At 43.3% G+C, this 25,774-nt stretch carries 25 protein-coding genes, 6 tRNA genes and 1 rRNA gene; 24 read left to right on the forward strand and 8 right to left on the reverse strand.

The features are described from left to right. The 8 genes from rrf to rocF form a co-directional block, all read left to right on the forward strand. Window positions 1–113: ribosomal RNA gene (gene rrf, locus RZ44_RS00005) — 5S ribosomal RNA — on the forward strand; the annotation flags it as partial. An 18-nt stretch (window positions 114–131) separates the two neighbouring features. After that, window positions 132–206: transfer RNA gene (locus tag RZ44_RS00010), tRNA-Asn, on the forward strand. Between the two features lie 14 nt (window positions 207–220). Next, window positions 221–295: transfer RNA gene (locus tag RZ44_RS00015), tRNA-Glu, on the forward strand. Window positions 296–318: 23 nt separating this feature from the next. After that, a tRNA-Val gene (locus RZ44_RS00020) sits at window positions 319–391 on the forward strand. Window positions 392–401: 10 nt separating this feature from the next. Further along, window positions 402–485: transfer RNA gene (locus RZ44_RS00025), tRNA-Tyr, on the forward strand. Window positions 486–492: 7 nt separating this feature from the next. Next, window positions 493–564 (forward strand) — tRNA-Gln (locus RZ44_RS00030). A gap of 13 nt (window positions 565–577) precedes the next feature. Continuing rightward, a tRNA-Lys gene (locus RZ44_RS00035) sits at window positions 578–650 on the forward strand. Between the two features lie 133 nt (window positions 651–783). After that, window positions 784–1,695, forward strand: coding sequence for an arginase (gene rocF, locus RZ44_RS00040; protein ID WP_035807242.1), 912 nt, complete (start codon window positions 784–786; stop codon window positions 1,693–1,695). A gap of 11 nt (window positions 1,696–1,706) precedes the next feature. Here rocF and RZ44_RS00045 read toward each other — a convergent pair whose 3' ends face one another. Then, window positions 1,707–2,174: an ArsR/SmtB family transcription factor gene (locus RZ44_RS00045; protein ID WP_035807244.1), complete on the reverse strand. Its 468-nt coding sequence runs from the start codon at window positions 2,172–2,174 to the stop codon at window positions 1,707–1,709. A 141-nt stretch (window positions 2,175–2,315) separates the two neighbouring features. Here RZ44_RS00045 and RZ44_RS00050 point away from each other — a divergent pair, with 141 nt between their 5' ends. From RZ44_RS00050 to glmM, 4 genes are read left to right on the forward strand one after another with little or no spacing between them, the layout of a single operon-like run. Next, entirely contained in the window at window positions 2,316–3,263 is a 948-nt protein-coding gene (locus RZ44_RS00050) for a helix-turn-helix domain-containing protein (protein ID WP_052108679.1), read from the forward strand. Between the two features lie 22 nt (window positions 3,264–3,285). Beyond that, entirely contained in the window at window positions 3,286–4,107 is an 822-nt protein-coding gene (cdaA, locus tag RZ44_RS00055) for a diadenylate cyclase CdaA (RefSeq protein WP_035807248.1), read from the forward strand. Then, on the forward strand, window positions 4,094–5,041 hold the full coding sequence (locus tag RZ44_RS00060) for a CdaR family protein (protein WP_035807250.1): 948 nt from the start codon (window positions 4,094–4,096) through the stop codon (window positions 5,039–5,041). Before cdaA ends, RZ44_RS00060 begins: the two co-directional genes overlap by 14 nt. A 25-nt stretch (window positions 5,042–5,066) precedes the next feature. Next, window positions 5,067–6,419 (forward strand): phosphoglucosamine mutase, encoded by a 1,353-nt coding sequence (glmM, locus tag RZ44_RS00065; protein ID WP_035807253.1) that lies wholly within the window; start codon window positions 5,067–5,069, stop codon window positions 6,417–6,419. A 45-nt stretch (window positions 6,420–6,464) separates the two neighbouring features. Here glmM and RZ44_RS00070 read toward each other — a convergent pair whose 3' ends face one another. Next, window positions 6,465–7,007, reverse strand: a complete 543-nt coding sequence (locus RZ44_RS00070; protein ID WP_052108682.1) for a metal-dependent hydrolase — start codon at window positions 7,005–7,007, stop codon at window positions 6,465–6,467. A 183-nt stretch (window positions 7,008–7,190) separates the two neighbouring features. Here RZ44_RS00070 and RZ44_RS00075 point away from each other — a divergent pair, with 183 nt between their 5' ends. Together RZ44_RS00075 and glmS are read left to right on the forward strand one after the other, a co-directional pair. Continuing rightward, window positions 7,191–7,385 (forward strand): YwbE family protein, encoded by a 195-nt coding sequence (locus RZ44_RS00075; RefSeq protein ID WP_035807256.1) that lies wholly within the window; start codon window positions 7,191–7,193, stop codon window positions 7,383–7,385. A gap of 460 nt (window positions 7,386–7,845) precedes the next feature. Beyond that, window positions 7,846–9,648 carry a glutamine--fructose-6-phosphate transaminase (isomerizing) gene (glmS, locus tag RZ44_RS00080; protein WP_035807257.1) on the forward strand — a complete coding sequence of 601 codons (1,803 nt, stop codon included), beginning with the start codon at window positions 7,846–7,848 and terminating at the stop codon, window positions 9,646–9,648. A gap of 47 nt (window positions 9,649–9,695) precedes the next feature. On the opposite strand, the gene RZ44_RS00085 is transcribed toward glmS, so the two are convergent. Further along, entirely contained in the window at window positions 9,696–10,316 is a 621-nt protein-coding gene (locus RZ44_RS00085; RefSeq protein WP_035807258.1) for an NAD(P)-dependent oxidoreductase, read from the reverse strand. A gap of 335 nt (window positions 10,317–10,651) precedes the next feature. Here RZ44_RS00085 and gcvPA point away from each other — a divergent pair, with 335 nt between their 5' ends. The 3 genes from gcvPA to RZ44_RS00100 all read left to right on the forward strand — a co-directional run bounded on the left by gcvPA (window position 10,652) and on the right by RZ44_RS00100 (window position 14,487). Further along, window positions 10,652–12,004, forward strand: a complete 1,353-nt coding sequence (gene gcvPA, locus RZ44_RS00090) for an aminomethyl-transferring glycine dehydrogenase subunit GcvPA (RefSeq protein WP_035807259.1) — start codon at window positions 10,652–10,654, stop codon at window positions 12,002–12,004. Beyond that, window positions 11,997–13,463: an aminomethyl-transferring glycine dehydrogenase subunit GcvPB gene (gcvPB, locus tag RZ44_RS00095; protein WP_035807261.1), complete on the forward strand. Its 1,467-nt coding sequence runs from the start codon at window positions 11,997–11,999 to the stop codon at window positions 13,461–13,463. The genes gcvPA and gcvPB overlap by 8 nt, the downstream gene beginning before the upstream one ends. A 223-nt stretch (window positions 13,464–13,686) precedes the next feature. Then, window positions 13,687–14,487, forward strand: coding sequence for a SurA N-terminal domain-containing protein (locus RZ44_RS00100; protein WP_035807263.1), 801 nt, complete (start codon window positions 13,687–13,689; stop codon window positions 14,485–14,487). Window positions 14,488–14,530: 43 nt separating this feature from the next. Here RZ44_RS00100 and RZ44_RS00105 read toward each other — a convergent pair whose 3' ends face one another. Beyond that, on the reverse strand, window positions 14,531–14,950 hold the full coding sequence (locus RZ44_RS00105; protein ID WP_035807266.1) for a hypothetical protein: 420 nt from the start codon (window positions 14,948–14,950) through the stop codon (window positions 14,531–14,533). Window positions 14,951–15,349: 399 nt separating this feature from the next. Then, complete coding sequence (locus tag RZ44_RS00110; RefSeq protein ID WP_035807267.1) at window positions 15,350–16,162, reverse strand: MerR family transcriptional regulator; 813 nt, start codon at window positions 16,160–16,162, stop codon at window positions 15,350–15,352. Between the two features lie 115 nt (window positions 16,163–16,277). On the opposite strand from RZ44_RS00110, the gene RZ44_RS00115 reads away from it, so the two are divergent. The 6 genes from RZ44_RS00115 (at window position 16,278) to RZ44_RS00140 (ending at window position 22,859) form a co-directional block, all read left to right on the forward strand. Continuing rightward, window positions 16,278–17,768, forward strand: a complete 1,491-nt coding sequence (locus RZ44_RS00115) for an MDR family MFS transporter (protein WP_035807268.1) — start codon at window positions 16,278–16,280, stop codon at window positions 17,766–17,768. 208 nt (window positions 17,769–17,976) lie between these two features. Next, window positions 17,977–18,306 carry a GRAM domain-containing protein gene (locus RZ44_RS00120; protein WP_035807269.1) on the forward strand — a complete coding sequence of 110 codons (330 nt, stop codon included), beginning with the start codon at window positions 17,977–17,979 and terminating at the stop codon, window positions 18,304–18,306. Window positions 18,307–18,418: 112 nt separating this feature from the next. Next, the gene (locus RZ44_RS00125) at window positions 18,419–19,393 is read left to right on the forward strand and encodes a tRNA dihydrouridine synthase (RefSeq protein WP_035807271.1); all 975 of its coding nucleotides are present in this window, start codon (window positions 18,419–18,421) and stop codon (window positions 19,391–19,393) included. Window positions 19,394–19,483: 90 nt separating this feature from the next. Next, on the forward strand, window positions 19,484–20,425 hold the full coding sequence (locus RZ44_RS00130; protein WP_035807276.1) for a DMT family transporter: 942 nt from the start codon (window positions 19,484–19,486) through the stop codon (window positions 20,423–20,425). 37 nt (window positions 20,426–20,462) lie between these two features. After that, complete coding sequence (locus RZ44_RS00135; RefSeq protein WP_035807278.1) at window positions 20,463–21,422, forward strand: VOC family protein; 960 nt, start codon at window positions 20,463–20,465, stop codon at window positions 21,420–21,422. A gap of 456 nt (window positions 21,423–21,878) precedes the next feature. Continuing rightward, entirely contained in the window at window positions 21,879–22,859 is a 981-nt protein-coding gene (locus tag RZ44_RS00140; protein ID WP_035807280.1) for a hypothetical protein, read from the forward strand. A gap of 13 nt (window positions 22,860–22,872) precedes the next feature. Here the strand turns inward: RZ44_RS00140 and RZ44_RS00145 are convergent, their stop codons facing one another. The 3 genes from RZ44_RS00145 to RZ44_RS00155 are packed head-to-tail and all read right to left on the reverse strand — an operon-like array spanning window position 22,873 to window position 24,803. Beyond that, window positions 22,873–23,574, reverse strand: coding sequence for a hypothetical protein (locus tag RZ44_RS00145; protein WP_035807282.1), 702 nt, complete (start codon window positions 23,572–23,574; stop codon window positions 22,873–22,875). After that, window positions 23,561–24,442, reverse strand: coding sequence for an ABC transporter ATP-binding protein (locus RZ44_RS00150; RefSeq protein ID WP_035807283.1), 882 nt, complete (start codon window positions 24,440–24,442; stop codon window positions 23,561–23,563). Before RZ44_RS00150 ends, RZ44_RS00145 begins: the two co-directional genes overlap by 14 nt. Then, window positions 24,435–24,803 (reverse strand): GntR family transcriptional regulator, encoded by a 369-nt coding sequence (locus RZ44_RS00155; protein ID WP_035807288.1) that lies wholly within the window; start codon window positions 24,801–24,803, stop codon window positions 24,435–24,437. The genes RZ44_RS00150 and RZ44_RS00155 overlap by 8 nt, the downstream gene beginning before the upstream one ends. Before the next feature lie 171 nt (window positions 24,804–24,974). Between RZ44_RS00155 and RZ44_RS00160 the strand changes: the two genes are divergently transcribed. Next, entirely contained in the window at window positions 24,975–25,724 is a 750-nt protein-coding gene (locus RZ44_RS00160) for an SDR family NAD(P)-dependent oxidoreductase (RefSeq protein ID WP_035807290.1), read from the forward strand. Window positions 25,725–25,774: the final 50 nt, after the last annotated feature.

Genomic DNA, 25,774 nt, shown 5'->3' on the forward strand with positions numbered 1-25,774 from the left:
TGGCGGCGATGGCGGAGAGGCCACACCTGTTCCCATGTCGAACACAGCAGTTAAGCTCTCCAGCGCCGATGGTAGTTGGACTGACGTCCCGCAAGAGTAGGACGCTGCCAGGCGAATATTTTTATAATTAATCCACAGTAGCTCAGTGGTAGAGCTATCGGCTGTTAACCGATCGGTCGTAGGTTCGAGTCCTACCTGTGGAGCCATTTTTTTATCTGATGGCCCGTTGGTCAAGCGGTTAAGACACCGCCCTTTCACGGCGGTAACACGGGTTCGAGTCCCGTACGGGTCACCATTTTTAATTTTATAGTTCAATATGGAGAATTAGCTCAGCTGGGAGAGCATCTGCCTTACAAGCAGAGGGTCGGCGGTTCGAGCCCGTCATTCTCCATTTTTTGTCTGGAAGGGTAGCGAAGTGGCTAAACGCGGCGGACTGTAAATCCGCTCCTTCGGGTTCGGCAGTTCGAATCTGCCCCCTTCCACCATAGATTTTGGGCTGTAGCCAAGCGGTAAGGCAACGGGTTTTGGTCTCGTGACGCGAAGGTTCGAATCCTTCCAGCCCAGTTTAATATATTTAGAGCCATTAGCTCAGTTGGTAGAGCATCTGACTTTTAATCAGAGGGTCGCAGGTTCGAATCCTGCATGGCTCATCGTGGAACACTTACTATAGTAAGTGTTTTTTTTTTATGCATAAATAATTATATAATTTATATTTATAAGGGGTTGTATAAAAGCGCTTTCTTTAGTATATTGTAACTATACAAAGGAATAACTGGTGGGGGGATGTCAGTGATTAAAATAGACATCATAGGCGCGCCGACAGCTTTTGGACAACCGAAGTTAGGGGTATCTTTGGGTCCGGATGCGGTGCGTCTTTGCGGTTTAAAAGCGCGTTTAACAGCACTTGGTCATGAAGTGTCAGATAAGGGAAATGTATATGGAAAGTACCGTGCAGAGTACGGTAATCACAGCGAAAGAAATGAAGAAGGACTGATGAATTTCGTTCAGGTTAAAGACTTTAGTGAAGTACTTGCAAATACCGTGGAAGCGTCATTGAATGATAAGCATTTTCCATTCATCGTCGGCGGTGATCACAGTCTGTCTATCGGTTCCATAAGCGGAATTACGAAAAAGTACAGCAATCTCGGGGTACTGTGGATCGACGCTCACGGGGATATTAATAACAGCGATACATCACCTACGGGTAACATACACGGTATGCCGCTTGGTGTGCTCCTCGGGGAAGGAAGCAGACGTCTTGTGGATATTCATCATGAAGGTGCAAAACTGAAACATGAGAATATCGTACTGATCGGTGTGCGTGATCTAGATACAGGTGAGAAAGCATATATTAAAGAACATGGAATAAAATGCTACACGATGAGCGATGTCAAAAGACTGGGACTCGATGCAGTCATCACAAAAGCACTAAAGCATCTGGAAAGCTGCGACGGTATTCATTTGTCACTTGATGTGGACAGTCTGGACCCGCTCGAAATTCAAGGGACGGGAACGAAAGTTGACGGCGGTATTTTCCTTTCGGATATGCTGTCTGGTTTAAATATACTGAGCAGTACAAAACGTCTCGTGTCGGCAGATCTTGTCGAAGTTAATCCGCTGATAGACAATTGTAATGAAACTGCAGAAAAAGCGGTAATCCTTTCGGAGTACATATTCGGACAGAGTCAGATATAAAAAGAGAAGCCTCAGGCTTCTCTCATAGTTTTCAACATGTAAACAGCATACTCATCTGCAGTAGCTGTTTCTTTTTTGTTTTCATTATCTTTTTTGCTGTTTTCGAGTGCCGTGAGACGGGAATTGAGTATTTCAAGCTCATGTTCATCGGGCGAAATAGTATATGCTGCGTAAGGTACAGCACCGTTCTTATTGTTAAAGTTAAAAATATTGATGGAAGGCACGATTGCTTCTGCAGCGGGCCGGTAAAATTTCTGGATAATACTGCTTTTCTCAACGGTATGCGATACGGTGATAATATTATGAGAGAGCAGCTGGTTTAAATGGTAATGTATTTTAGCTCTCGGCAGTCCAAGTTCGTCGGCAAGCATCTGACCGGTCTTCGGTTCATCCGCCATCATACCGACGAGCTGCAGTCTAAATGGGTCACTGATTGACTTAAGCTGATCCAACTCATTAATGATGAGCAATTTTTCCATTAATATCCTCCATATACTTTTTATTTAATTATCATGTAAAATGTAAATGCAGTCAATTAAACTGTTTTAATAAATGAGAATATTTGTTACACAATTGTGAATTTGGTATTATTAAAATGTTAAGTACTTAGGGGGATGAGTATGATAGGTCAAAGAATTAAAGAAATCCGCAATAATAACAATTTAACCCAGGAAGAGCTTGCTGACGGGATCATCTCCCGAACTTATTTAAGTTTGATAGAAAAGGGCACGGTGCAGCCGTCGACGAACGTTCTTGTAAAACTGAGCAAACGTCTGAACTGCACGGTCAATGACTTTATGGCTGAAGTATCGCATTTCAAATACAATAACTTTGAAATACTGCGCGAAATCGGCCATTACGAACTTAAAGTGGATAATGAAGATTTTGAGATCGTGAAGCATTTTATCGACAAGGAATATGAACAGATTGAAGATGTACCGCTGCCGGACAGCGGAAGAATACATTTAATCTATGCGCGCTATTTTAAATTTAAAGGGGATTTAAAACGGACGAGACTGCACGCTGATAAAGCGCTGCAGAAACTGTCGACGGTGGCTGTCAATCAACACTATGTTAACGCTGTGCTGTTAAAAGCGGAGCTGCTTACAGAAGACGGTGAAGCCGATGCGGCGATAGATATACTTGAGGACACTGTTTACCTGATGACCAAGTTTGGTGAACTGAATATTTCCGATATTAAGTTACGGTTTGCACTTGTGAAATGTTATATTATATTTAAACAGTATTACACTGCGCACAGACTGATTGCAGATATTAATCATATAGCATCAAGACTTAACATCACTTATAAAGAAAAAGATCTTAAGAAGTATGAAATACTGCTGCTCGTGAAGCTCGGCAACTATAAAGAAGCGCTGGAGCTTGCGGGAGAAACTGCAGAAACTGATGAGAATATTATGCGGGCGTACAGTCTGTGGCAGCTGGACAGAGTAAAAGAAGCTGATGAATTATTAAAAGCGACACCAGTGCCTGATGAGGAAACTTCCAGCATACCGCAAATAGGTAGTCTGTATAAAGAACTTACCGGGAGATTAGGTGGCTTATAACATAATAGAAAGGAAAATCATTATGGAAACAGCCAACTTTTTTGATAATATCTCTACGTCATTTGTAATAACCAGCATCATTGACATCCTGATTATATGGTACGTTTTTTATTTAATACTGACGGTCATTAAAGGGACGAAAGCTGTACAGTTAATCAAAGGGATATTTTTCATAATTATTGGACGGGCAATAAGTAATTTTTTAGATTTAACAACGACGACACAATTGTTCGACATGGTGCTCCAATGGGGTTTCCTCGCCGTCATTGTTATCTTCCAGCCTGAACTGAGACGCGCGCTTGAACAGCTCGGGCGCGGCAGCCTGTTCAGGAGCGGTGCTGCCGGCGATGCGTCGGAGCACGAGAAGATGCGTCAGGACATGGTTACAGCAGTCCGCTATATGGCGAAGCGACGCATCGGTGCACTGATTGTGCTTGAGAAAGAAACCGGCCTGAAAGATTATATTGAAACGGGAGTACCGTTAAATGCCGAAATTACGTCGCAGCTTTTAATCAATATATTCATACCGAATACACCGCTGCATGACGGGGCAATGATCATTCAGGGCGACAAAATTGCGACAGCCGGAAGTTATCTGCCGCTGTCGGAAAGCAATAAAATAGCAAAAGATCTCGGTACACGGCACAGAGCCGCTGTCGGTATTTCAGAAGTTACCGATGCATTTACGATTATTGTATCGGAAGAAACAGGTAACGTGTCAGTTACATACGACAGCAAACTATCCAAGGAAATTACTCTCGAGAAACTTGAAGAGCTCCTTCAGAAACACTGGATGGTAACTGCCGGAAGCAAGGAAGGAGGCGGTTTGTTTGCTCGAAAATAAATGGGGCCTCAGTATAGTTGCACTGCTTCTCGCGCTGTTTATGTTTGTCAATGCAAACAATGTCTTTGAAGATATTAACCTCTTTAACGATGACAGTGAAACAGAATCGGATACGGAATTTATCGAAGGTGTGCCTGTCACAGTACTTTATGATGAGGAATCATACTACGTATCCGGCGTTCCGCAGGAAGTGACTGTAGAGCTCGGCGGAGCAAACTCAAACGTCAAACGCCTGCAGGCGACGCGTAACTTTGAAATAATTCTGGATCTCAGAAACCGCGAACCGGGTGAGCACGAAGTATTCTTCACCGTAAATGGTCTGCCTGAAAATGTATCGGGAACTGTGCAGCCGGAAACGGCAAATGTTACAATACAAAACCTGGTATCACAAACATTTGAAATCCAGGCTGAAGTCAGCGAAGGCCGCGTCGGATCAAGCTACCAGCTCGATTCGGTAAACGTGGAACCGTCGACTGTCACAGTCCGCGGCGGAGAGAGTACGATGAACCGTATACAGTATGTCCGTGCGATGATGACAGATACGTCGAGTATTACGGATGAACGTGTGGAAGAAGCTGAAGTAAGTGCATTCGATGCACAGTATAATAAGCTTGATGTAACGATTGAACCTTCGACAGTAAGGATTGAAATCCAGGTCGAGGAACTGAGTAAAAAAGTGCCGGTGCACTTCGAAACTGCCGGTGAAGTTGCCGATAACAGAACATTGTCGGAAGTGAAATTAAATCATGATACAATTGAAATATTCGGTGACAGCCAGACGCTGGAAGCCATATCTTCCGTAACAGCGGAAGTTGATGTAGAAGGCATGTCATCATCGGGCACGAAAGACGTCCGGATAGAACTGCCTGAAAATGTAACGAAAAGTGAACCTGCTGTACTGGAAGCAGATGTTACGATAGAAAAAGACGAATAATTGCTGCTTAAAAAAGGAGATTACTATGGGAAAGTATTTTGGAACAGATGGAGTTAGAGGTATTGCAAACGAAGGATTAACACCTGAAATGGCGTTTAAATTAGGACGTTTCGGAGGATACACACTGCTTAAAAAAGGTTCGGAACATCCTCGTGTATTAGTCGGAAGAGATACTCGTATTTCCGGTGAAATGCTTGAATCTGCACTTGTTGCAGGATTACTGTCAATCGGTGCGGAAGTTATGCGCTTAGGCGTTATTTCGACACCGGGTGTCGCTTACCTGACGAAAGACATGGAAGCAGATGCAGGTGTCATGATCTCTGCATCACATAACCCGGTTGAAGATAACGGGATTAAATTCTTTGGTCCGGACGGATTTAAGCTGACTGACGAACAGGAAAATGAAATTGAAGCGCTGCTGGACAGCGAAGAAGATAACCTTCCAAGACCGACAGGTGTTGAAGTGGGTACAATTTCGGATTACTTTGAAGGCGGACAGAAATACCTGAGCTACCTTAAATCGACAATTGATACTGATTTTGAAGGACTTAAAATCGGTCTTGACGGTGCGCACGGTTCGACGTACCACCTCGGACCATATCTGTTTGGTGATCTTGAAGCTGACACTGCAACAGTCGGAAGCAACCCTGATGGTACGAACATTAATGCCGGTGTCGGTTCAACACACCCTGAAAGACTTCAGGAACTCGTTAAGGAAGAACAATGTGACTTCGGCCTTGCGTTTGACGGAGACGGGGACAGAATTATTGCAGTGGATGAGAACGGTGAAATTGTCGACGGTGACAAAATCATGTTTATCCTCGCACATTCATTAAAAGAAAAAGGCGAACTGAAAGACGATACAGTTGTATCCACAGTAATGAGTAACCTCGGTTTCTACAAAGCGGTGGAAGCGCACGGTATGAAGTCTGACAAAACTCAGGTTGGTGACCGATACGTTGTTGCTGAAATGCGTAAAGGCGGCTATTCATTAGGTGGAGAGCAATCAGGGCACATCGTAATGATGGACTACAACACTACTGGTGACGGTCTGTTAACAGGAATCCACCTTGCAGCAATTGTTAAAGAATCAGGCAAGAAGCTGAGCGAACTTGCAGCGATGGTTGAAACATTCCCTCAGGAGCTTGTAAACGTACGTGTGAGCGATAAGCACAACGTAACGAACAACGGAGCAGTTAAAGCGATTATGGACGATGTGGAAGAGCGTATGGCCGGTAACGGACGTATTCTCGTTCGTGCATCAGGTACAGAGCCGTTAGTACGTGTAATGGTTGAAGCGGAAACAGAAGAACTCGCGGCGGGCTACAGCAGAGAAATTGCTGAAGTAGTTGAAGCTGAAATGGGCCTCGACAAATAATATATTAAAAACGCCGTCTGAAGAAAATCTTCAGACGGCGTTTTGTTATGAAATAAAGTATACGGGTTTTGCCATAAGCTCACCCATGTTGAAATCGTTAATAAAATTAAATATGTATACACCTAAAACCTGAAAGCCGAAATATAAAGAGACGAGACACAGCAGACTGAAAATAATATTCTCTGTAAAGCTTCCCGTTCGTGTAGTGACCGGAAATCTCACTTTAAAACTGATTGGGAAGAACAGCTGAATGCCGCTTTTAGTCGCCATATCCAATATGTAATGACTGATCATGCCCGTAATGAGGCCGAGCTTTAATGCGTCATTGGGAATAAAGTAGTCGACAAGAAAAGCAACAAGTACGATAAACAGCAGGCTGTGTGTAAACGAACGGTGACCGAAAACGAAATTGATTAATTTCGAAATGACCGGAAACGTCTTACCAATCTTGCTGCCGCCGTGGCAAATATCGGGCAGTAATGAACCCGCTATACCGGCGCCAATTAATAAAACCGGATCGGCGTATGTAAAATGAGCGACTGCCAGACTGGATGCGACACCACCGATGATATGAGTTTTACCTTTCATGATGTGACCTCCTCTGACCTGTATATTATAACACTTTTTAGACATAAACATAACTTTTTCTAAACATTAATTATAAGATGTTAAGTTATTAACGGGCGGGAGAGAACCGGTATGAAGCCGATAAATTTATACCGGAAATGGTATGATGAATATACTTAATTTTGGTTAATAAGGAGAATGAATATGGACGGAACAAAAAGAGCCGACATTAAAATCGGCAGTACGGTAAAAGTCGTGCAGAAACACCATCAGAGAAGCGGAGAACTTACAGAAGGCACCGTTGCGAGAATACTGACAAACTCGGCAAACCACCACCACGGTATTAAAGTGAAGCTGGAAGACGGAATCGTCGGCAGAGTGAAAGAAATAATTGAATAGCATGATGTGCCGGACAGGAACGATACTTTTATCGTTCCTGTTTTTGTTGGGAGCTAAATTGGGCGGGGGACAATCCGATATTGGGATTTGACTGACAATGTGAGTCGGACACTGTCACACAACGGGATTTGACTGACAATGTGAGTCGGACACAGTCACTCAACCAGTAGATCCCCAAACTTTTTCCATTAAAAGGTAAAAAAATCTTGTAATCCAGAAAAAAATAAATTACACTTTTATTCTGAATAAAAAAGGAGGGCAGTTTGTAAACTTAATCGGAATAGCGCCTGAGCAGTACACGCGTACTGTTGACGAGGAGGACAGCGATCGAACTTTCGGCGGATGCTGTCCCGGATACTGAAGTATTCGTAAGTGTATCTGTTAAAATTTCCGGGCAACCGGACTGACAAAGCAGATATCCCACAGAACTTAAACTAAATTATAAAGAGGAGTTTATCTTATGTGTGGAATTGTTGGTTATATTGGAACATCAGATACGAAGGAAATATTATTAAAGGGACTTGAAAAACTGGAATACCGCGGCTACGATTCAGCAGGTATTGCAGTAAAGAATAATCAGGAAACGAAAGTGTTTAAAGAGAAAGGCAGAATTGCCGACCTGCGTAAAAAAGTGGATGGAGATTTCTCGGGTACAATCGGTATCGGTCATACACGCTGGGCAACGCACGGTGAGCCGAGTGTGACGAATTCCCATCCGCACCAGAGTGCTGACGGACGTTTTACGCTGGTGCATAACGGCGTAATTGAAAATTACAGACAGCTTAAAGAAGACTGTTTAAACGATATTGAGCTAGTTTCTGATACGGATACTGAAATTATTGTACAGCTGGTTGCGAAGTTCGCACAGGAAGGATCGTCGACACTTGAGGCATTTCAAAAGACGTTGTCGTTACTGCACGGTTCTTATGCAATCGGTCTTCTGGATAACGAAGATGATCATACGATTTATGCAGCGAAAAACAAATCACCGCTGCTGTTAGGTAAAGGGGACGGCTTTAACGTTATTACATCAGACGCGATGGCGATGCTTACTCTAACAAATGAGTTTGTAGAATTAATGGACGGCGAAGTTATCCAGCTGCTGGCAGACGAGCTGATTATAAGAGATATCGAAGGTACGGAAATTGAACGTGAATCGTATATTGCGGAAATCGATGCAAGCGACACCGAGCTTGGCACTTACCCGCATTACATGATTAAGGAAATCAATGAGCAGCCGCAGGTCATGCGTAAAATCATTAAAGAGTATCAGGACGAACACGGTGAACTTAAGATTGATAAAAATATCATTACCCAGCTGAATGAGGCGGACAGACTGTATGTTATCGCTGCAGGAACGAGTTATCACGCGGGTCTGATCGGTAAAGAGTATTTCGAAAAATGGGCGGGCGTCCCGACGGAAGTGCACGTGGCATCAGAATTTGTATATAACACACCGCTGTTATCGGAAAAGCCGTTATTTATCTTTATCTCTCAGTCAGGAGAAACGGCGGACAGCCGTGCTGTACTCGTCGATATTAAAGAGAAGGGCTATAAATCGTTAACGATTACGAACGTGCCGGGCTCAACATTATCGCGTGAAGCGGATGAAACACTCATCCTTCATGCCGGACCGGAAATCGCTGTGGCATCGACGAAAGCTTATGTGGCACAAATTGCAGTACTTGCAATCACAGCGGCAGTAACGGCGAGAGAGCTGAACAAAGTATCGGATATGAATTTAATGTCTGAACTGGCAAAAGTGACGACAGCCATTACGACGGTAATCGAAGATGCTCCGAAGATTGAAGAAATCGTAACGGGCTACCTTGAAACAGCGAGAAACTCGTTCTTTATCGGCAGAGCAATGGACTACTATGTCGGACTTGAAGGCGCACTGAAACTGAAAGAAATCTCGTACATCCAGGCAGAAGGATTTGCCGGCGGTGAGCTGAAGCACGGAACGATTGCTTTAATAGAAGAAGGCACACCTGTATTTGCGTTATCGACACAGGAAAAAGTGGACTTAAACATCCGGAGCAACGCGCAGGAAGTAAAAGCGCGCGGTGCGAATGTATGTGTCGTTGCAATGGAGGGACTGGAGCAGCAGGGTGACACGTACGTTATACCGAAAGTGGATGACATGCTGACGCCGTTAGTATCAGTAGTTGTCTACCAGCTGATTTCATACTATGCAGCACTTCACAGAGGCAACGATGTAGATAAACCGCGTAACCTCGCGAAATCTGTAACAGTGGAATGATAAAATACCGGAGTTGATAACAATATATCAGCTCCGGTATTTTTTGTTTAATATGCTATTCCCACACGGGATTTAATATATTTGTCACTGTCGATCTGCCTGTACACAAATAAAGCAGTATCTCCAACCGTAATTTTCTTCCCGTCTTCCGGCAGATAGTTACGTTCTTCGCGGCAGGTTCCGACTGCCTCGCCGTCCGGTAAATATGTCGGACAGACAACTGTCCAGTCGAGATACGACTCTTCAAGTAGCAGGTATGTCTTATGGTGTTCTTCTGCTGCGCGTGTTAACTTCCGTTTTGACTCGCTGGATTGATAGCGCAGCACGTCAGGTTCGACTCTGCTCTGCAGTATTCCTGCAGTACCTATCGTGATAATCCGCTTAATATCTTCAGCGTTCATCGCGTCAATAATCAGCGGCATACTCTCAGTCAGCACTTCTCCGCCGTCAGTATTTAATGCACTGATTACCAGATCAGCGTCTTTCACAGCGCGGGCCACGTCTTCTTTAACGGTCACGTCGCCTTCTATAATCGAGAGGTTTTTATCTTGTGCAGCAATCTTTTCAGGTGTGCGCACCAAGGCTGATACCTGATGTCCGTCCTGCAGCGCAAGTCTGGCAATCTCACTGCCTGTTCTTCCGGTCATGCCGAATAGTACAATTTTCATAAAAGCAGCCCTTTCTACAATACTACTTATATTTTAACATCACTTTCACTTATGGATATGTGAACAGTTTATAACTTTTGCACAAAAGAAACCGCTTTATAATAGATGCGACTAGCATTATACCCAAATAAACACTATAATAAACGTTGTATGGAGAAATATCAGATAATAACCAGTTATTTCTGAAAGCGCTGTATAAAAACAGCAGTTTCCATATAAACTCTGCTGCTGAATTGATTATTTATTTAGTTCGATATGGTAGTATAGAGTGTGGAAATAAAATAATAATATTTAATTATTATATTATAAATGTGAAGAACAGGGAGGAAATTGTAATGGATTTTCGTTATTTACCAGCTACCGAAGCTGATAAAACACAGATGTTAGAAAAGATCGGTGCAAAATCCACAGACGAGCTTTTTCAAGATATTCCTGAAAAAGTAAGACTGGACAGAAAATTAAATCTGAAAGAACCAACTAGTGAGTACGAACTTAAAAAAGAAATGGTTGCAATGGCTGCTAAAAATGCCAACTTGCAGGAATACTCTTCATTTTTAGGTGCCGGGGTATACGATCACTTTATCCCTTCAGTAGTTGACCATGTTATTTCAAGACAAGAATTTTACACTTCTTACACGCCTTACCAGCCTGAAATGACACAAGGTGAACTGCAGGCTATGTTTGAGTTCCAGACGATGGTTTCTGAAATTACTGGTATGCCTATCGTAAACTCTTCATTATATGACGGCGGAACTGCTGTTGTAGAAGCAATGTACTTAAGCAATGTTCAAACAAAGAAGAAGAAAATCATAGTATCTGAAGCGCTTCACCCTGAGTACCGTGAATTAGTTAAAACTGCATCTAAAGGTAAAGGCCTTGAGATTGTTGAAATCGGTTTAACTGACGGGAAGACAGACCTGGAGCAGCTTGAGAAAGAAATCGACGAAAACACAGCTTCAGTAATCGTTCAGTACCCTAACTTCCTGGGTCAGATCGAGCCGCTTGAAGAAATTAATAAATTAATCAAAGCACAGCCTAAGACTATGATGGTTGTTTCGAGCAACCCGTTATCATTAGGATACTTAACACCTCCGTCAGAATTCGGCGCAGACATCGTTGTCGGTGATACACAGGTATTCGGTATCCCTGCACAGCTTGGCGGACCGCACTGTGGTTACTTCGCTACAACTGAAAAGTTAATGCGTAAAGTACCGGGACGTTTCGTTGGTGAAACTGTTGACCAGGACGGCCAGCGCGGATTCGTGCTTGCACTTCAGACGAGAGAGCAGCACATCAGACGTGAAAAAGCGACTTCAAACATCACTTCAAACCAGGCATTAAACGCAGTAGCAAGTTCAGCTGCAATGAGTGCACTTGGTAAGAACGGTGTTAAAGATATGTCTAAACTGAATATGCAAAAAGCCAGATACACTCAGCAGCAGCTTGCAGAAGCTGGTTTAGAGCCGGCATTCAGCGGATCATTCTTCAACGAATTCGTAGTTAAACTTTCTAAACCTGTTAAAGAAGTTAACGAGAAGTTATTTGAAAAAGGGATTGTCGGCGGATTTGACCTTGGTATCGTTTACCCTGAGTTCGAAAACCACATGCTGATCGCAACGACAGAAATCCGTTCGAAAGAAGAAATCGATGCATTTGTTAAAGAATTGGGGGATATCAACAATGGCTAATGAAAACTTTCCATTAATTTTTGAACGCAGTAAAGAAGGCAGAGTAGGTTACAACCTTCCTGCACTTGATGTGCCAGAAGTTAATTTAGAAGAAGAAATTGGTGATGCTTACGTTCGTAAGGTAGATGCAAACCTTCCGGAAGTTGATGAACTGGAATTAATGCGTCACTACACTGGATTATCGAACCGCAACTTTGGTATCCACACTGGATTCTATCCTTTAGGATCTTGTACGATGAAATACAACCCTGTAATTAACGAAGATGTTGTAAGATTACCGGGCTTCAGCCACATTCACCCGTACCAGGATACTAAAACAATCCAGGGTGCATTAGAGTTAATGTACGATCTTCAGGTTCACCTTGAAGAAATTACAGGAATGGATGAAATCACGTTACAGCCCGCTGCAGGTTCACAAGGTGAATGGACTGCACTTATGGTGTTCAAAGCTTTCCACGAAGCTAACGGAGAGTCTCACCGTAACGAAGTTATCGTTCCTGACTCGGCGCACGGTACTAACCCGGCATCTGCTGCAATCGCAGGATTCAAAATCGTTGAGGTTAAATCGAATGATAAAGGTTTAGTTGACGTTGAAGACCTTAAGAAAGTTGTTAACGAAAACACTGCAGCACTTATGCTGACAAACCCTAACACATTAGGTTTATTTGAAACTCAAATCCTTGAAATGGCAGATATTATCCACGAAGCGGGCGGTAAAATGTACTATGACGGTGCAAACCTTAACGCTATTATGGGTTACGCACGTCCTGGCGACATGGGCTTTGACGCAGTACACCTTAACTTACACAAAACATTCACAGGCCCACACGGCGGCGGCGGACCTGGTTCAGGCCCAATCGGTGTAACTGATGAGCTTGCTCCATACCTTCCAAAACCGGTAGTAACAGAAGAAAACGGCGTATACGACCTTGACTACAACCGTCCGAAATCAATCGGTATGGTTAAGAACTTCTACGGTAACTTTGGAATCAACGTCCGTGCATACACGTACATCCGTACACTTGGTGCAGAAGGACTTAAGAAAGCAAGTGAATACGCAGTACTTAACGCTAACTACATTATGAGAAGCCTGCAGGAGAAATACGAACTTCCATTCACACAGCACTGTAAACACGAATTCGTTATCTCGGGTAACAAACAGAAGGAACTTGGAATCAGAACATCGGATATCGCCAAGCGTCTGATGGACTTCGACATCCACCCGCCAACTGTTTACTTCCCGTTAATCGTAGAAGAAGCACTGATGATTGAGCCGACTGAGACAGAGTCTAAAGAAACTCTTGATCACTTCATCAACACAATGCTTCAAATCGCAGATGAAGCGGAAAACAATCCGGATATCATCCACGAAGCTCCACACAAAACACCGGTTAAACGTTTAGACGAAACAAGAGCGTCACGTAAACCTGTGTTCCGCTGGAACAAAGAAGAGAAATAATATATGATGCAGCAGATACCGTTTGGTGTCTGCTGTATTTTTTTGTGAGCTATCGTTAGAAGTGCCGGTGCATAAAGGTTTACTGGAGTTTATCAGAAATAGATTGTCATTGAATAGTCATAAACTGTGAAAATAATTTTCCTTTGAGCCGCTTTTTAAATGCCTCCTGCCGTAATATACGTTAGAATGACGGACAAGTAAGTAAACAAAGGAGAATTACAAAATGAAAAAATGGTTATCAAGCGTAACAATAATAGGTTCATTACTGTTTCTCGGCGCATGTAATGGCGATGAAGAAGCTGCCGGGGATACAGGTCAGGCAGAAGAACAGTCACATCCTGACACAGGAGCTGCAGCAGAAGGCGAAGAGGCTGCCGGTGAGAAAAGTGCAGCGGGCGAACAGCCTGAAGCACCGGAACCCGACCTTGAAGGGGTTCCTGATGTAGTAGCGGAAGTTAACGGCACAGAAATTGAAAAGCCGGCATTTGAGGAAGCATACAATATGCAGTTCCAGCAAATGGCGATGATGTCCCAGATGTCAGGTGAGGAACTGAATCAGGACGATCTGAAAAAACAGGTGGCTGATGGACTGGTATCCCAGGAACTGTTAAATCAGGAAGCGGACAACCGTAAACTCAAAGTAACGGAAGAAGATACGAACGCCGTGCTTGATGATTTAGTCGAGCAGAACCAGATGGAATCACAGGATGATCTGTTCGCAGCATTTGAAGAGCAGGATATGCCTAAAGAAGAAGTGATGTCTCAGGTTGAAATGCAGGTTAAAATTGATAAACTGATCGCTGAAGAAGCGGGAGATATCGAGCCTTCGAAAGAAGAACTGCAGGAAGTATACGATGCTCAGATTGAACAGATGAAACAGATGGAAACAGAAGAAGAGCCGCCGTCATTTGAAGAAATGGAACCGCAGCTTAAAGAGCAGGTTACAGCGCAAAAAGAAGGCGAAGCAGCACAGGCATTAGTAGCTGATCTAAAAGAAAGTGCAGATGTGAAAGTGCATCTTTAAAATAATGAAAGACTGACGTAGCGTTACCGCCGTCAGTCTTTTTTTATACCCAAAATCTGATTAAGACAGCAACAGCAAAACCGAAAACGGCATGGCTGAACGTCCAGTAAAACCAGGACGAAAAACTGTTGAATGCGGGCGGTTTATCAGTAAGGAGACTGAGGAAATAAAGTGCGGCACTCCCGGCAGTGTAAACGAGAATGTATGGCCAGATGTGCATTTCCCATCCAAAAGGAATGAGCATGCAGAACAATACAACGGTGCTCACGATGCATGTCATGTAATGAAAAATAATACCGGTAATCCATTTATCGCTCCAGCGTTTAAACACCGGCATATACTCCATGTTGTATAAGAGGATTTCCGCTTTGTTGCCTGTGATGAGACGGATAACCTTGCCGGATGCCGCGAGAATCAATCCGGAAAGGAAACCGATTATTATTAATTTTATAAAAGTGATCATCGAAACACTCCTTGTTATTATTTACCTTTTATATACCCTGGTTAAGCGCGATTCATCCGCAATGAACGCTCTTCATTCCCGGGTAAGTATGTTTCCTCCGCAATGAGCGCTCCTCATTCCCGGGTAAGTACGTTTCCTCCGCAATGAGCGCTCCTTATTCCCGGGTAAGTACGTTTCCTCCGCAATGAGCGCTCCTCATTCCCGGTTAAATGCGTTTCCTCCGCAATGAGCGCTCCTCATTCCCGGGTAAGTACGTTTCCTCCGCAATGAGCGCTCCTCATTCCCGGGTAAGTACGTTTCCTCCGCAATGAGCGCTTCTCATTCCCGGTTAAATGCGTTTCCTCCGCAATGAGCGCTTCTCATTCCCGGGTAAGTACGTTTCCTCCGCAACAAGCGTCTTTACTCCACAACAGGGACCGTAATTTTCGTCACGTATTCATCGCTGTCGCTGACTGAAATACGGTCGAGTATCGGTTCGGCGTATAAGTAATCGAGCGGTTTAAGCCGGTGGTCTTTTATAAAGTCGAATATTGCATCGTAAGTTATGGAGGCATCTTCGTACTGACCGGTATGATAGCCGGTGACCTGCAGTGTTTTATCGTTTTTCATGAGCGGCAGTGAATCGGTATAATCTGTTTTCGCAAACAGGTGATCAAAACTATCGTAGTCATCCTGCTCAATGTTATCTATTTTAATCATTGCGCCGATTGAATACTTTTCATGCAGCTCTTTCATACATACTTTATAAAAGTCGGATATAGCGGCACGGTTTTCACTGTCATTTCTGCTTAGGAGCGGCGCACTCAAATATAAGTATTCGGCGTCGGCTTCAGTCAGCACGATTTCACCGAAGTCGGTTTTTATCGCCTGCTCTGTAATGGCAATTTTCTTTTCAATCGTATTCTGGATGCTCCGGAGTGTGTCTATTTTTTCGGATATCTGACGGGATTTTTCTTTAAACAGTTCAATCATCGTTGCCGGTGTTGTTTCACTGATAAAGCCCTTAATTTCTTTCAGCGGCATTTCCATTTCTTTCAGCGACTCAATGACGTACATCGCGTCGTACTGAGTGTAGGAGTAATAGCGGTATCCCTTCTCGTCTTTATGGGCCGGCTGGAGCAGCCCGATCTGGTCGTAATGGAATAACGTCTGCTTTGTTACATCGCACAGTTTCGCAAAATCGCCTGTCGTAAAATATATTTCGGATTTCATAAGCTTCACCTCTTGACTATATGGTTACCATATACCTTATATTATACTAAGTCATCATTATGATGTGTACCGGGAACCTCACGTTCCGGTATGAAGAAAATTTAAGAGGTGCATAATGACTGAAACTAAAAATATAAAGTACGAATTTTTATCGGAGGATCCGAATGCTAAAACAATGCCGATTATGGTTGCGTTAATCATCGGAGCATTCTTCGCTATATTAAATGAGACACTGCTGAATATCGCGCTGACGACTCTGATGGCTGAGTTCGATGTTACATTATCGACAGTACAGTGGGTTGCGACAGGCTTTATGCTCGTCATGGCAATAGTTATTCCGGTGTCACCGCTGTTAATGGGATGGTTTACGACGAGACAGCTGTTCGTCGGCACGATGGCCACATTCTTTATCGGGACCGTCATAGCCGCAATGGCACCGACGTTTTCCGTGCTGCTGCTCGGCCGCATGATTCAGGCTGTCGGTACAGGATTGATTATGCCGATTATCTTTAACGTGTTCCTGCTGATCTATCCTCCGCATAAACGCGGAAAAATTATGGGAATCGTCGGTCTGGTTATCATGTTCGCACCGGCAATCGGCCCGACATTGTCAGGTATTATCGTCGAATACTTCGGCTGGAGATTTTTATTTATCTTCGTCATGCCTTTTACGATTTTTTCTATTTTATTTGCTTTAAAATATCTCGTAAATATTACGGAGCAGACTAAGCCGAAAATCGACTGGCTTTCAATCGTCTTCTCAACGATTGGTCTGGGAGCGACAATTTACGGGTTCAGCCACGCGGGTGAAAGTGCGAACGGCTTTATGACGCCGTCCGTATTTATTCCGATTATTATCGGTGTAATCGCACTCGTAATGTTTACACTCCGCCAGCTGAAGCTGGATGAGCCGCTGATGGACCTACGCGTGTTCAAATTTCCGATGTTCTCTCACGCGGTTGTGCTGTTTGTCATCATTATAATGGTGATGTTTGCATCCGAGCTGATTCTGCCGGTGTTTATGCAGGGACCGATGGGGCTGACTGCAGCTGCAGCAGGTCTTCTGCTGCTTCCGGGAAGTCTGTTAAACGGTGCAATGAGTCCGTTTATGGGTGCTCTATTCGATAAAGTCGGTCCTAAAATTATGATGATTCCGGCAACGATTGTTCTCGCTGCGACGATGTTTATGTTCAGCACGCTGAACGCGGAGACGCCTCAGTGGGTAATTATTATCGGCTTTATGCTGATTATGCTGAGCGTATCAGCGACCATGATGCCGGCGGAAACAAACGGTTTAAACCAGCTGCCGAAACATTTATACCCTCATGGAACGGCAGTGATGTCGACACTTCAGCCACTGGCGGGTGCAATCGGTGTGTCGGTGTTTATCGGCATGCTGAACTCGAAACAGGCAGTTTACCTTGAAGGTACTCCGGATCCGGAGGCACAGGAAGCTGTGACTGCAGCGATGGTAACTGGTGTCGAGTTTGTTTATTTTGTAATCTTCATCATCACATTAATCGCGGCAGTGATGTCGTTCTTCGTTTACCGTGCAAAACCGATTGAAGATCTGGTCTCTGCACCGGTTAAAAAAGAAGACAAATAATGAATAATTTATGAAATCACTTCATTTTCGAAATGAAGTGATTTTTTTACGTGTATAATATATATATGGTGACTTTTAAAGGAGCGGAGATTTATGAATAAATGGTTTATGGGGTTTCTGATTCTAGTCCTTGCCGGATTGCTGATATTCACAATTGTGATAGCATTAGGCGGAGTATAATACATACAGTTGGTTGAGGTGACGCATTATGAGATTGAATCAAGGAGATATCGTCCGCGCAGGACATGCACACATGAGACGTCCGATGAGAGGTGTCGAAGGTCCGTTATATTTAACGGAAACTGCGCTGTTTCATGAAGGCGCAGTCGGACCGTATATAGAATCGGTTGAAACGATTATTGATTTAAAGGACATTAAAGAAATAAAAACGAAGAAGAGCATGGGCGTTATTCCGGATGTAATTAAGATTATTATGCAGAACAACGATGTGTTTAAATTCAGTGTTTTCAAGAGGGAAGACTGGATTAAAGCTATTAATCAAAAGCGTGAAGCGCTGTCCACACCTGCAGAAGAATAAAATCTGCAGGCTTTTTAATCGTCATTATAGTTTTGTGTAAATTGTCTTTTTGTGGTAATATCGTCATGGATTAAAATTCGAGATACTAATAGATAAGAAGGTTTAAATATATATGAAAGAAAACTTTTGGCGTGAATTACCGCGTCCATTTTTTGTTTTGGCGCCGATGGAAGACGTAACAGACGTCGTATTCCGTCATGTTGTCAGTGAAGCGGGCAGACCCGACGTGTTCTTCACTGAGTTTACGAATACAGAAAGCTTCTGCCACCCTGAAGGGGTGCACAGTGTACGCGGGCGTTTAACGTTTACGGAAGATGAGCAGCCGATTGTTGCCCATATTTGGGGAGACAAACCGGAGCATTTCCGTGAGATGAGTATCGGCGTGGCCGAAATGGGCTTTAAAGGCATAGACCTGAACATGGGATGCCCGGTACCGAACGTTGCAGCAAAAGGTAAAGGTGCAGGACTGATTCAGCGTCCGGAAACTGCAGCTGAAATTATTCAGGCGGCTAAAGCGGGCGGCCTGCCGGTGAGTGTGAAAACGCGTCTCGGCTATACTGAAGTTGATGAGTGGAGAGACTGGCTGACACACGTACTGGAACAGAATATTGCGAACCTGTCAATTCACCTTCGTACGCGTCGTGAAATGAGTAAAGTGGACGCGCACTGGGAATTAATCGGAGAAATTAAACAGCTTCGCGATGAGATTGCACCGGATACATTATTAACGATAAACGGCGATATTCCGGACAGAAAAACAGGACTGGAGCTTGTTGAGAAGTACGGCGTCGACGGCGTGATGATCGGCCGCGGTATTTTCCACAACCCGTTTGCATTTGAAAAAGAACCGAGAGAACATACAAGTGAAGAGCTGCTGGGTCTCTTGAGACTGCACCTTGATTTGTTCGACAAATATTCAAAAGAAGAATCGCGTCTGTTCAAACCGCTGCGCAGATTCTTTAAAATTTACGTTCGCGGCATCAGAGGCGCAGGTGAACTGAGACACCAGCTGATGAGCACGAACTCTACAGATGAAGTCCGGGCACTGCTTGATGAATTTGAAGCGCAGATGCAGCCGACAGAATAACAAAAATCCCTTTTGATTAATTAATCAAAAGGGATTTTTGCGTTAATAAATGATACGATTATATGCAAATATAAAGAGGAAGTGAGTGCGATGTTTACAGCACTGCTCGGAGCTGCGATTGGAACGGGGATGTCAATGCAGTCTGCGATTAACTCAGGACTCCGGAGTTATGTGAAATCTCCGTTTACCGCATCGATGATTTCATTTGTCATCGGCACCGTATTTTTAAGTATTATCGTGCTGATAAACGGCCTGCCGCTGACACCGGAGCTGTCAGTGTTTACTGAACAGCCGGCCTGGATATGGCTTGGCGGAGTATGCGGTGTTATTGCGCTGACGACGAACATATTTATATTTCCAAAAATAGGCAGTGTCGAAACTGCAATTATGCCGATTATCGGCATGATTATCACAGGTATGATTATCGATAACTTCGGCTGGTTTAACTCGATGATTCAACCGTTTGGGATTACACGCTTTTTTGGGGTCGTATTGATTTTTGCGGGAGTCTTTCTGGCGGTTGTGCTGCAGGACATTATGAAGATGCGCCGTTATAAACTCGAACAGGCGAATGAAAATATTAATAAGTGGCCGTGGCGAGCAGCAGGCTTTACCGGCGGTGCACTGTTATCAATCCAGGCAGCGATTAATGGAGAACTAGGCAGTGCGGTGAACTCGCCATTTACTGCAGCATTTATTTCATTCTTTGTCGGTGCGGCAGCGCTGGTTATAATTGTTGCTTTAAGAGATAAAACATTTGTGCCGGTGAAATCTCCGATTACACAAAAGGCACCGTTCTGGGTTTGGCTTGGAGGAATATTCGGCGGGTTTTACGTATTGATTAATATCTTCCTTGTCGGAGAAATCGGTACAGGCCCGACGATTGTACTTGTATTATTCGGCCAGATTACCGGCAGTATTCTTGTACAGCAGTTCGGCATGTTTCGTTCGGCAAAACAAACAATTGTACCGGTGCAGCTGATTGGACTCGTTATAATGCTGACAGGTGTTGTGCTGATTAATTTATTTTAAGATGTAATTACAGTGAAAATATACGGAGGTCAATATAATGGCAACAATTTTAGGACACCACCATATTTCAATGCTGACGAAAAATGCGCAGGAAAATAATACATTTTATAATAAACTGCTCGGCATGCGCAGAGTTAAAGTGACGGTAAACCAGGATGATCCGTCAATGTATCATTTATTTTATGGTGATAATAAAGGGCGCCCGGGAACAGAACTGTCGTTTTTTGAGATGCCGATGGCGGCGAACACCAGACGCGGAACGAATGCTATTACACGGATAGGATTGTTCGTCAGAGGTGAGAGCAGTTTATCCTATTGGCAGAAGCGGTTTGATGAGTACAGCGTGGAGTACAGTGATGTAACAAACTACGGCGGCAGAAAATCGCTGCTTTTTGAAGATGGCGACGGACTGAGACTTGCACTGCAGGTGGTGGATGATGAAGCGGTCAGCAGATTCGAAAGCTGGGACGGCTCAGATGTGCCGGAAGAATATCAGATTATGAGCATGGGGACTGTGGAGATGACCGTCCGCAGAATTGAGAAGATGGAAAGAACGCTGACGACACTGTTCGATTACGTGAAAGTGTCGGGCGATGAGAATAAGCGATTGTACCGACCTTCGGGGAGTGACGGGCACAGCGAAATCCTAGTTAAATTTAAAGACGGCGACCGCGAACGGCCGGGACGCGGGAGCGTGCATCACCTTGCGATTAATGTAGAGAATGAAGAAACACTTCAGTACTGGGACGAGAAGGTGACGGAAAGAGGATTCCGTTCAACAGGCGTAGTCGACAGACACTTCTTTAAAAGTTTATACTTCCGGGAATCCAACGGCATCATGTTTGAAATTGCTACGAATGGTCCGGGGCTGGTTGATACGACACCTGGCATCGAAGCAGGAGAAAAATTAGACCTGCCTCCGTTTATGGAAGCAGACAGAGCCGAGATTGAAGCAAAACTCAGCCCGCTTGATATGCTGGGTGATAATAATAAGTGAATATAGTGAAGCTTGAGCATGCCCCTCGGTGGAGGACCCTGATTTTTTGTGTTTCAGAGTAGCTGACAAGCTAAATCGAGCGAATTTTTCTGATCTGTCTCATTTATGGAGTGATAATGTGACAGATGTTGTAATTTAAGCTGATCTGTCTCATTTATGGAGTGATAATGAGACAGATGCTGTAATTTGAACTGACCTGTCTCATTTATGGAGTGATAATGTGACAGATGCTGTAATTTAAGCTGATCTGTCTCATTTATGGAGTGATAATGTGACAGATGCTGTAATTTAAGCTGATCTGTCTCATTTATGGAGTGATAATGTGACAGATGTTGTAATTTAAGCTGATCTGTCTCATTTATGGAGTGATAATGTGACAGGTGTTAGGATCAGTGACAATCTGCCCAAGGTTATAATTAAAATTTTATTCTTTGGTGAATACTATTCACCAAAAATATGGATAACAATTATAACTACAAAGTGATTAACCGAGTGGGACTTGGCAAACCAATAGGTACACCTGACATGGTTATATATGAAACAGAAAAACAGGTGCCGAAGATTATCATCATTGAAAATAAATTGGGCACAGGTGAAGGGATTCAGCAGACACTCCGCTATGAATCGGAACTGGCCCAGCAAAGAATTTTAGGAAAACTGAATCTTGAAGCGGCTGAGTTTCATTTTATCTTTTTAACACTTGATACGACGGTGCTGCCCGGCAGTTCGAAATTTAAGAGTGTCCATTACAGTTCGTTTCTAAATGAAGGCTCAAGTGTGAATAACGCTGCCTTGAATCGGCTGCTTGAAGATTTTAAAGAGAAGCTCAATGAATTCTACATACCTGTCAGTGATCCTGTGAAAGCTCTGACGGAAGGAATTCCCATGGATACAGTGCAGCAGAAGATATGCTGGCAGAATATTTTAATGGAGAAATTTAAAGATGAGACAGAACTTAATATCAGCTGGGGAGAAGCCGGCGGTGCAGGGCGCAATAACTTTATCTTTTTAATTTCAAAGCCGAACTGGAAGTCCGACGAGTCATTTGAAGAAACCGGGCTCGACAATACACTTTATATTCATGTGGATACATACATCAACTTGCTTTCCAAGAATGGGAATACTGTCAAAGATATCGGCATTCGTTACGAAACGAATCCATACAAACCGCATAATCAGATTAAAGACCTTCCAGGATACGATAAATTTATCGAGAACAAGAATAACTTCGCTGCAGTCTTAAACAGAAAACTGCAGCAGGTCATTCCGGACGCGACACAGAAGAGAACTTCACTCTTAACCGCGGCAGTACCTGTTAATCAAAACAGTCTCGAAGAGAGCGTTGATGATTATTACGAGAAGGTAAAGCTAATCGAAACGGTTATAGATGAAACAATATCGGAAATTAAAAAGAACACTTATTGCATTAAGCATTAAGTGTTCTTCGTTATTAGTTTACAGTATTGGCTTTAAATATTTTTCTGTCGCCGCGTTCAAGTGGTGCATTTCTCATCATGAAATAAGATGCTGCCAGCAGTACTAATGAACCGAGCGCAAGCAGATGAAGAAACAGCAGATATTCATTGATAATAAATTCAAACAGCGGTGTTAAATTTATAAAGAAGTATGCTGATACTGAGCCGAGTATAATTATTGCCGCTAAAATCAGTGTGCGTAGTGCACCGAGATTGAAGTTAATAACTTGAGCGAACATTCCTATTCCGAATAGGATAAACAGCCACAGAAAATCTACCCAGAAATACATTGCAGGATTTGCATCATTGAGTATGTCTGCCATGTGAAATACATACCCATCTTGAAATGTTACTTCACCGATATAATGCAAAGCGGTTAAAACAATAGTTCCTGCGGTAATGTACAGAAAAGCCGCGATAAACGATGACAGCATAAATTGCTTGCGTGTTCCGCCGAATGACAGTATTAATTTATAGCTCTTAAAAAATATAAACGCATATGTCAGAAACACAATGTAGAACGGTCCGAATATTAATCCGAGCATTTCATTTCCATCAAGCTGAGTGCTGAGAAAAATATAAAGTGCGAATAGCGCGATTGTAATTCCGGTATTAATATAAAATGTCAGTTTCATTTCTTTAAAGACAACACTAAAAGGTCCTTTAAGCGTGTTCATTTAATTCAGCCTCCTTTGTAGTTAAATTAACAAGGTAATCCTGGAATGGTGCTTTTTCTATCATGACGCCTGCTTGTTCAGCCTCGCGTTTTAAGTCATCTGTCAGCGGCGTATCCAGCATGATATTCAGCTGTTTACCGAGTTTGCGTTCCTCAAGCACCCGCTTATTGCCAACTACGGCGCGTACTGCTTCTGCTGTCCCGCTAATATGAACTCCGTTATTTTTCAAAACATCAGTTTCTTCATAGTGCACCAGTGTATTGTTATCGATAATTGCAATCTTTTCACATAATGGTTCTACTTCTTCAATGTGATGGGACGACAGTAAAATCATACGCGGGTGTTCATCGTAGGAATCGAGCAGCACATCATAAAACTGCTTTCTCATATGTGCATCGAGACCATTTGATGGTTCATCAAAAATTGTCAGCGGTGCTTTACTCGCAAGACCGATAGCAATCGTAATCATCGTCTTCATACCTTTTGAGAAGGTACGTATTTTTTTCTTCCTTGGCAGCTGAAAAATATCTATCAGTTTATCAGCCAGCTCCTGATCCCAATTTTCATTAAAGTCACGTCCGAACTTCAGAGCATCGTTTATATCCCACATATCGGAATAGGGATGATCCTCCTGCATAAATGCAACGTGATTCATTGCATCACTATTGTTATATGGCACAATACCGTCTACTTCGACAGTGCCGTCGTTCGGTTGTTCCATACCGGATAAAATTTTCATTAGAGTTGTTTTCCCGGAACCATTACGTCCCCACAATCCGATAATCACCGGTTCAGTTTCTGTTAAATTAACATCTTTTAAGATATTCTTTTTGTCATAGGCAAAAGATAAATTATTTACTTTAATCATTATTGGCCTCCTCTATAAATTTGATTACTTCTTCTTTCGTCATGCGAAGCCGCTTTGATTCTTCAAGCAGCGGTTTAACAAATTGCAGACGGAATTCTTTTTTACGCTGTTCTATCAATTTCTTCGTCGCGCCTTCTGCGACGAAGATACCGACACCGCGCTGTTTATATGCATAACCTTCATCGACCAGCACCCCGAGTCCTTTTTGTGCAGTTGCACGGTTTACCTGATAAAACTTCGAAATTTCTGTTGTAGAAGGAATCTGATCACCTTCTGCAAGTTCACCTTCAATTATGTCGTCTTCTATCATTTCGTATATTTGCTGAAATATTGGTCTGGAGTCATCTAATACGGCTTTCACAAATTCCCGCCTCCTCTGTTGGTGTTCGGTTGATTAGTTGTGTAATCAACTATACTATGTGAAAAAGATTTTGTAAATAAAAATAATGAATTTTCCTGCGAGCGAAATAATTTAATTTAAATTTAAAAGGTTTACAATTGGTAATGAAAAGAAATTACAGGAGGTAATTTAATGACAAAAACAGCTATTATTACAGGTGCCGGGAGCGGTCTCGGCCAGGCGGCAGCATTGAGTCTTGCTGAACAGGGCATTAATATCGCAGTCGTCGATGTTAACGCAGAAGGAGGAAATGAAACGGTTAAACAGGCAAAAGAAGCGGGTGCAGATGCGATTTTCATTAAAGCGGATGTATCTAAAGCTGAAGATGTAAAAAATTACGTTGATCAGACGGTTGAGAAGTTCGGTACAATCGACTACTTCTTTAATAACGCAGGTATTTCAGGAAGCGGCAAATACTTCCTTGAAACAGATATAGAAGAAATCGATAAAATTGTCGGCATCAACATGCTGGGTGCATTATACGGTATCCGCTACGTTGCAGAAGTAATGCTGGAACAGGGCGGCGGTTCGATTGTGAACACTGCTTCAAGTGCGGGGGTAACAGGTCAGGATTCTGTTGTCACCTACTCAGCAACGAAACACGGCATCGTCGGCATGACGAAAAGCCTTGTAGCTGAATACGCAAAAGACGGACTGCGTGTAAACTCTATCGCTCCAGGTCCGACAGAGACACCGATGGTTGCAGCGTTTTACGCAAATAACCCGGAAATGAAAGAGAACGCAGAAGCGGGCATCCCGCAAAAACGTCTCGGTACACCGGAAGAAGTGGCAGAGCTTGTCAGCTTCCTGTTAACATCGAAAGCAGAATATATTAATGGTGAAGTCATCCGTATCGACGGCGGATTCACAAATACCAAGTAATGATTACGACCGTATTTCCCTTTTTGGAAAGCCGGTTTTTATATTAAAAA

Source organism: Jeotgalicoccus saudimassiliensis (genome assembly GCF_000756715.1).
In the GTDB taxonomy this organism is placed as follows: domain Bacteria; phylum Bacillota; class Bacilli; order Staphylococcales; family Salinicoccaceae; genus Jeotgalicoccus; species Jeotgalicoccus saudimassiliensis.

What these genes read in the sequence shown, in the direction of transcription:
- rocF (WP_035807242.1), top strand. Translation starts at nt 784, where the DNA reads ATGTCAGTGATTAAAATAGACATCATAGGCGCGCCGACAGCTTTTGGA.
- RZ44_RS00045 (WP_035807244.1), bottom strand. Translation starts at nt 2,174, where the DNA reads ATGGAAAAATTGCTCATCATTAATGAGTTGGATCAGCTTAAGTCAATC.
- RZ44_RS00050 (WP_052108679.1), top strand. Translation starts at nt 2,316, where the DNA reads ATGATAGGTCAAAGAATTAAAGAAATCCGCAATAATAACAATTTAACC.
- cdaA (WP_035807248.1), top strand. Translation starts at nt 3,286, where the DNA reads ATGGAAACAGCCAACTTTTTTGATAATATCTCTACGTCATTTGTAATA.
- glmM (WP_035807253.1), top strand. Translation starts at nt 5,067, where the DNA reads ATGGGAAAGTATTTTGGAACAGATGGAGTTAGAGGTATTGCAAACGAA.
- RZ44_RS00070 (WP_052108682.1), bottom strand. Translation starts at nt 7,007, where the DNA reads ATGAAAGGTAAAACTCATATCATCGGTGGTGTCGCATCCAGTCTGGCA.
- RZ44_RS00075 (WP_035807256.1), top strand. Translation starts at nt 7,191, where the DNA reads ATGGACGGAACAAAAAGAGCCGACATTAAAATCGGCAGTACGGTAAAA.
- glmS (WP_035807257.1), top strand. Translation starts at nt 7,846, where the DNA reads ATGTGTGGAATTGTTGGTTATATTGGAACATCAGATACGAAGGAAATA.
- RZ44_RS00085 (WP_035807258.1), bottom strand. Translation starts at nt 10,316, where the DNA reads ATGAAAATTGTACTATTCGGCATGACCGGAAGAACAGGCAGTGAGATT.
- gcvPA (WP_035807259.1), top strand. Translation starts at nt 10,652, where the DNA reads ATGGATTTTCGTTATTTACCAGCTACCGAAGCTGATAAAACACAGATG.
- gcvPB (WP_035807261.1), top strand. Translation starts at nt 11,997, where the DNA reads ATGGCTAATGAAAACTTTCCATTAATTTTTGAACGCAGTAAAGAAGGC.
- RZ44_RS00100 (WP_035807263.1), top strand. Translation starts at nt 13,687, where the DNA reads ATGAAAAAATGGTTATCAAGCGTAACAATAATAGGTTCATTACTGTTT.
- RZ44_RS00105 (WP_035807266.1), bottom strand. Translation starts at nt 14,950, where the DNA reads ATGATCACTTTTATAAAATTAATAATAATCGGTTTCCTTTCCGGATTG.
- RZ44_RS00110 (WP_035807267.1), bottom strand. Translation starts at nt 16,162, where the DNA reads ATGAAATCCGAAATATATTTTACGACAGGCGATTTTGCGAAACTGTGC.
- RZ44_RS00115 (WP_035807268.1), top strand. Translation starts at nt 16,278, where the DNA reads ATGACTGAAACTAAAAATATAAAGTACGAATTTTTATCGGAGGATCCG.
- RZ44_RS00120 (WP_035807269.1), top strand. Translation starts at nt 17,977, where the DNA reads ATGAGATTGAATCAAGGAGATATCGTCCGCGCAGGACATGCACACATG.
- RZ44_RS00125 (WP_035807271.1), top strand. Translation starts at nt 18,419, where the DNA reads ATGAAAGAAAACTTTTGGCGTGAATTACCGCGTCCATTTTTTGTTTTG.
- RZ44_RS00130 (WP_035807276.1), top strand. Translation starts at nt 19,484, where the DNA reads ATGTTTACAGCACTGCTCGGAGCTGCGATTGGAACGGGGATGTCAATG.
- RZ44_RS00135 (WP_035807278.1), top strand. Translation starts at nt 20,463, where the DNA reads ATGGCAACAATTTTAGGACACCACCATATTTCAATGCTGACGAAAAAT.
- RZ44_RS00140 (WP_035807280.1), top strand. Translation starts at nt 21,879, where the DNA reads ATGGATAACAATTATAACTACAAAGTGATTAACCGAGTGGGACTTGGC.
- RZ44_RS00145 (WP_035807282.1), bottom strand. Translation starts at nt 23,574, where the DNA reads ATGAACACGCTTAAAGGACCTTTTAGTGTTGTCTTTAAAGAAATGAAA.
- RZ44_RS00150 (WP_035807283.1), bottom strand. Translation starts at nt 24,442, where the DNA reads ATGATTAAAGTAAATAATTTATCTTTTGCCTATGACAAAAAGAATATC.
- RZ44_RS00160 (WP_035807290.1), top strand. Translation starts at nt 24,975, where the DNA reads ATGACAAAAACAGCTATTATTACAGGTGCCGGGAGCGGTCTCGGCCAG.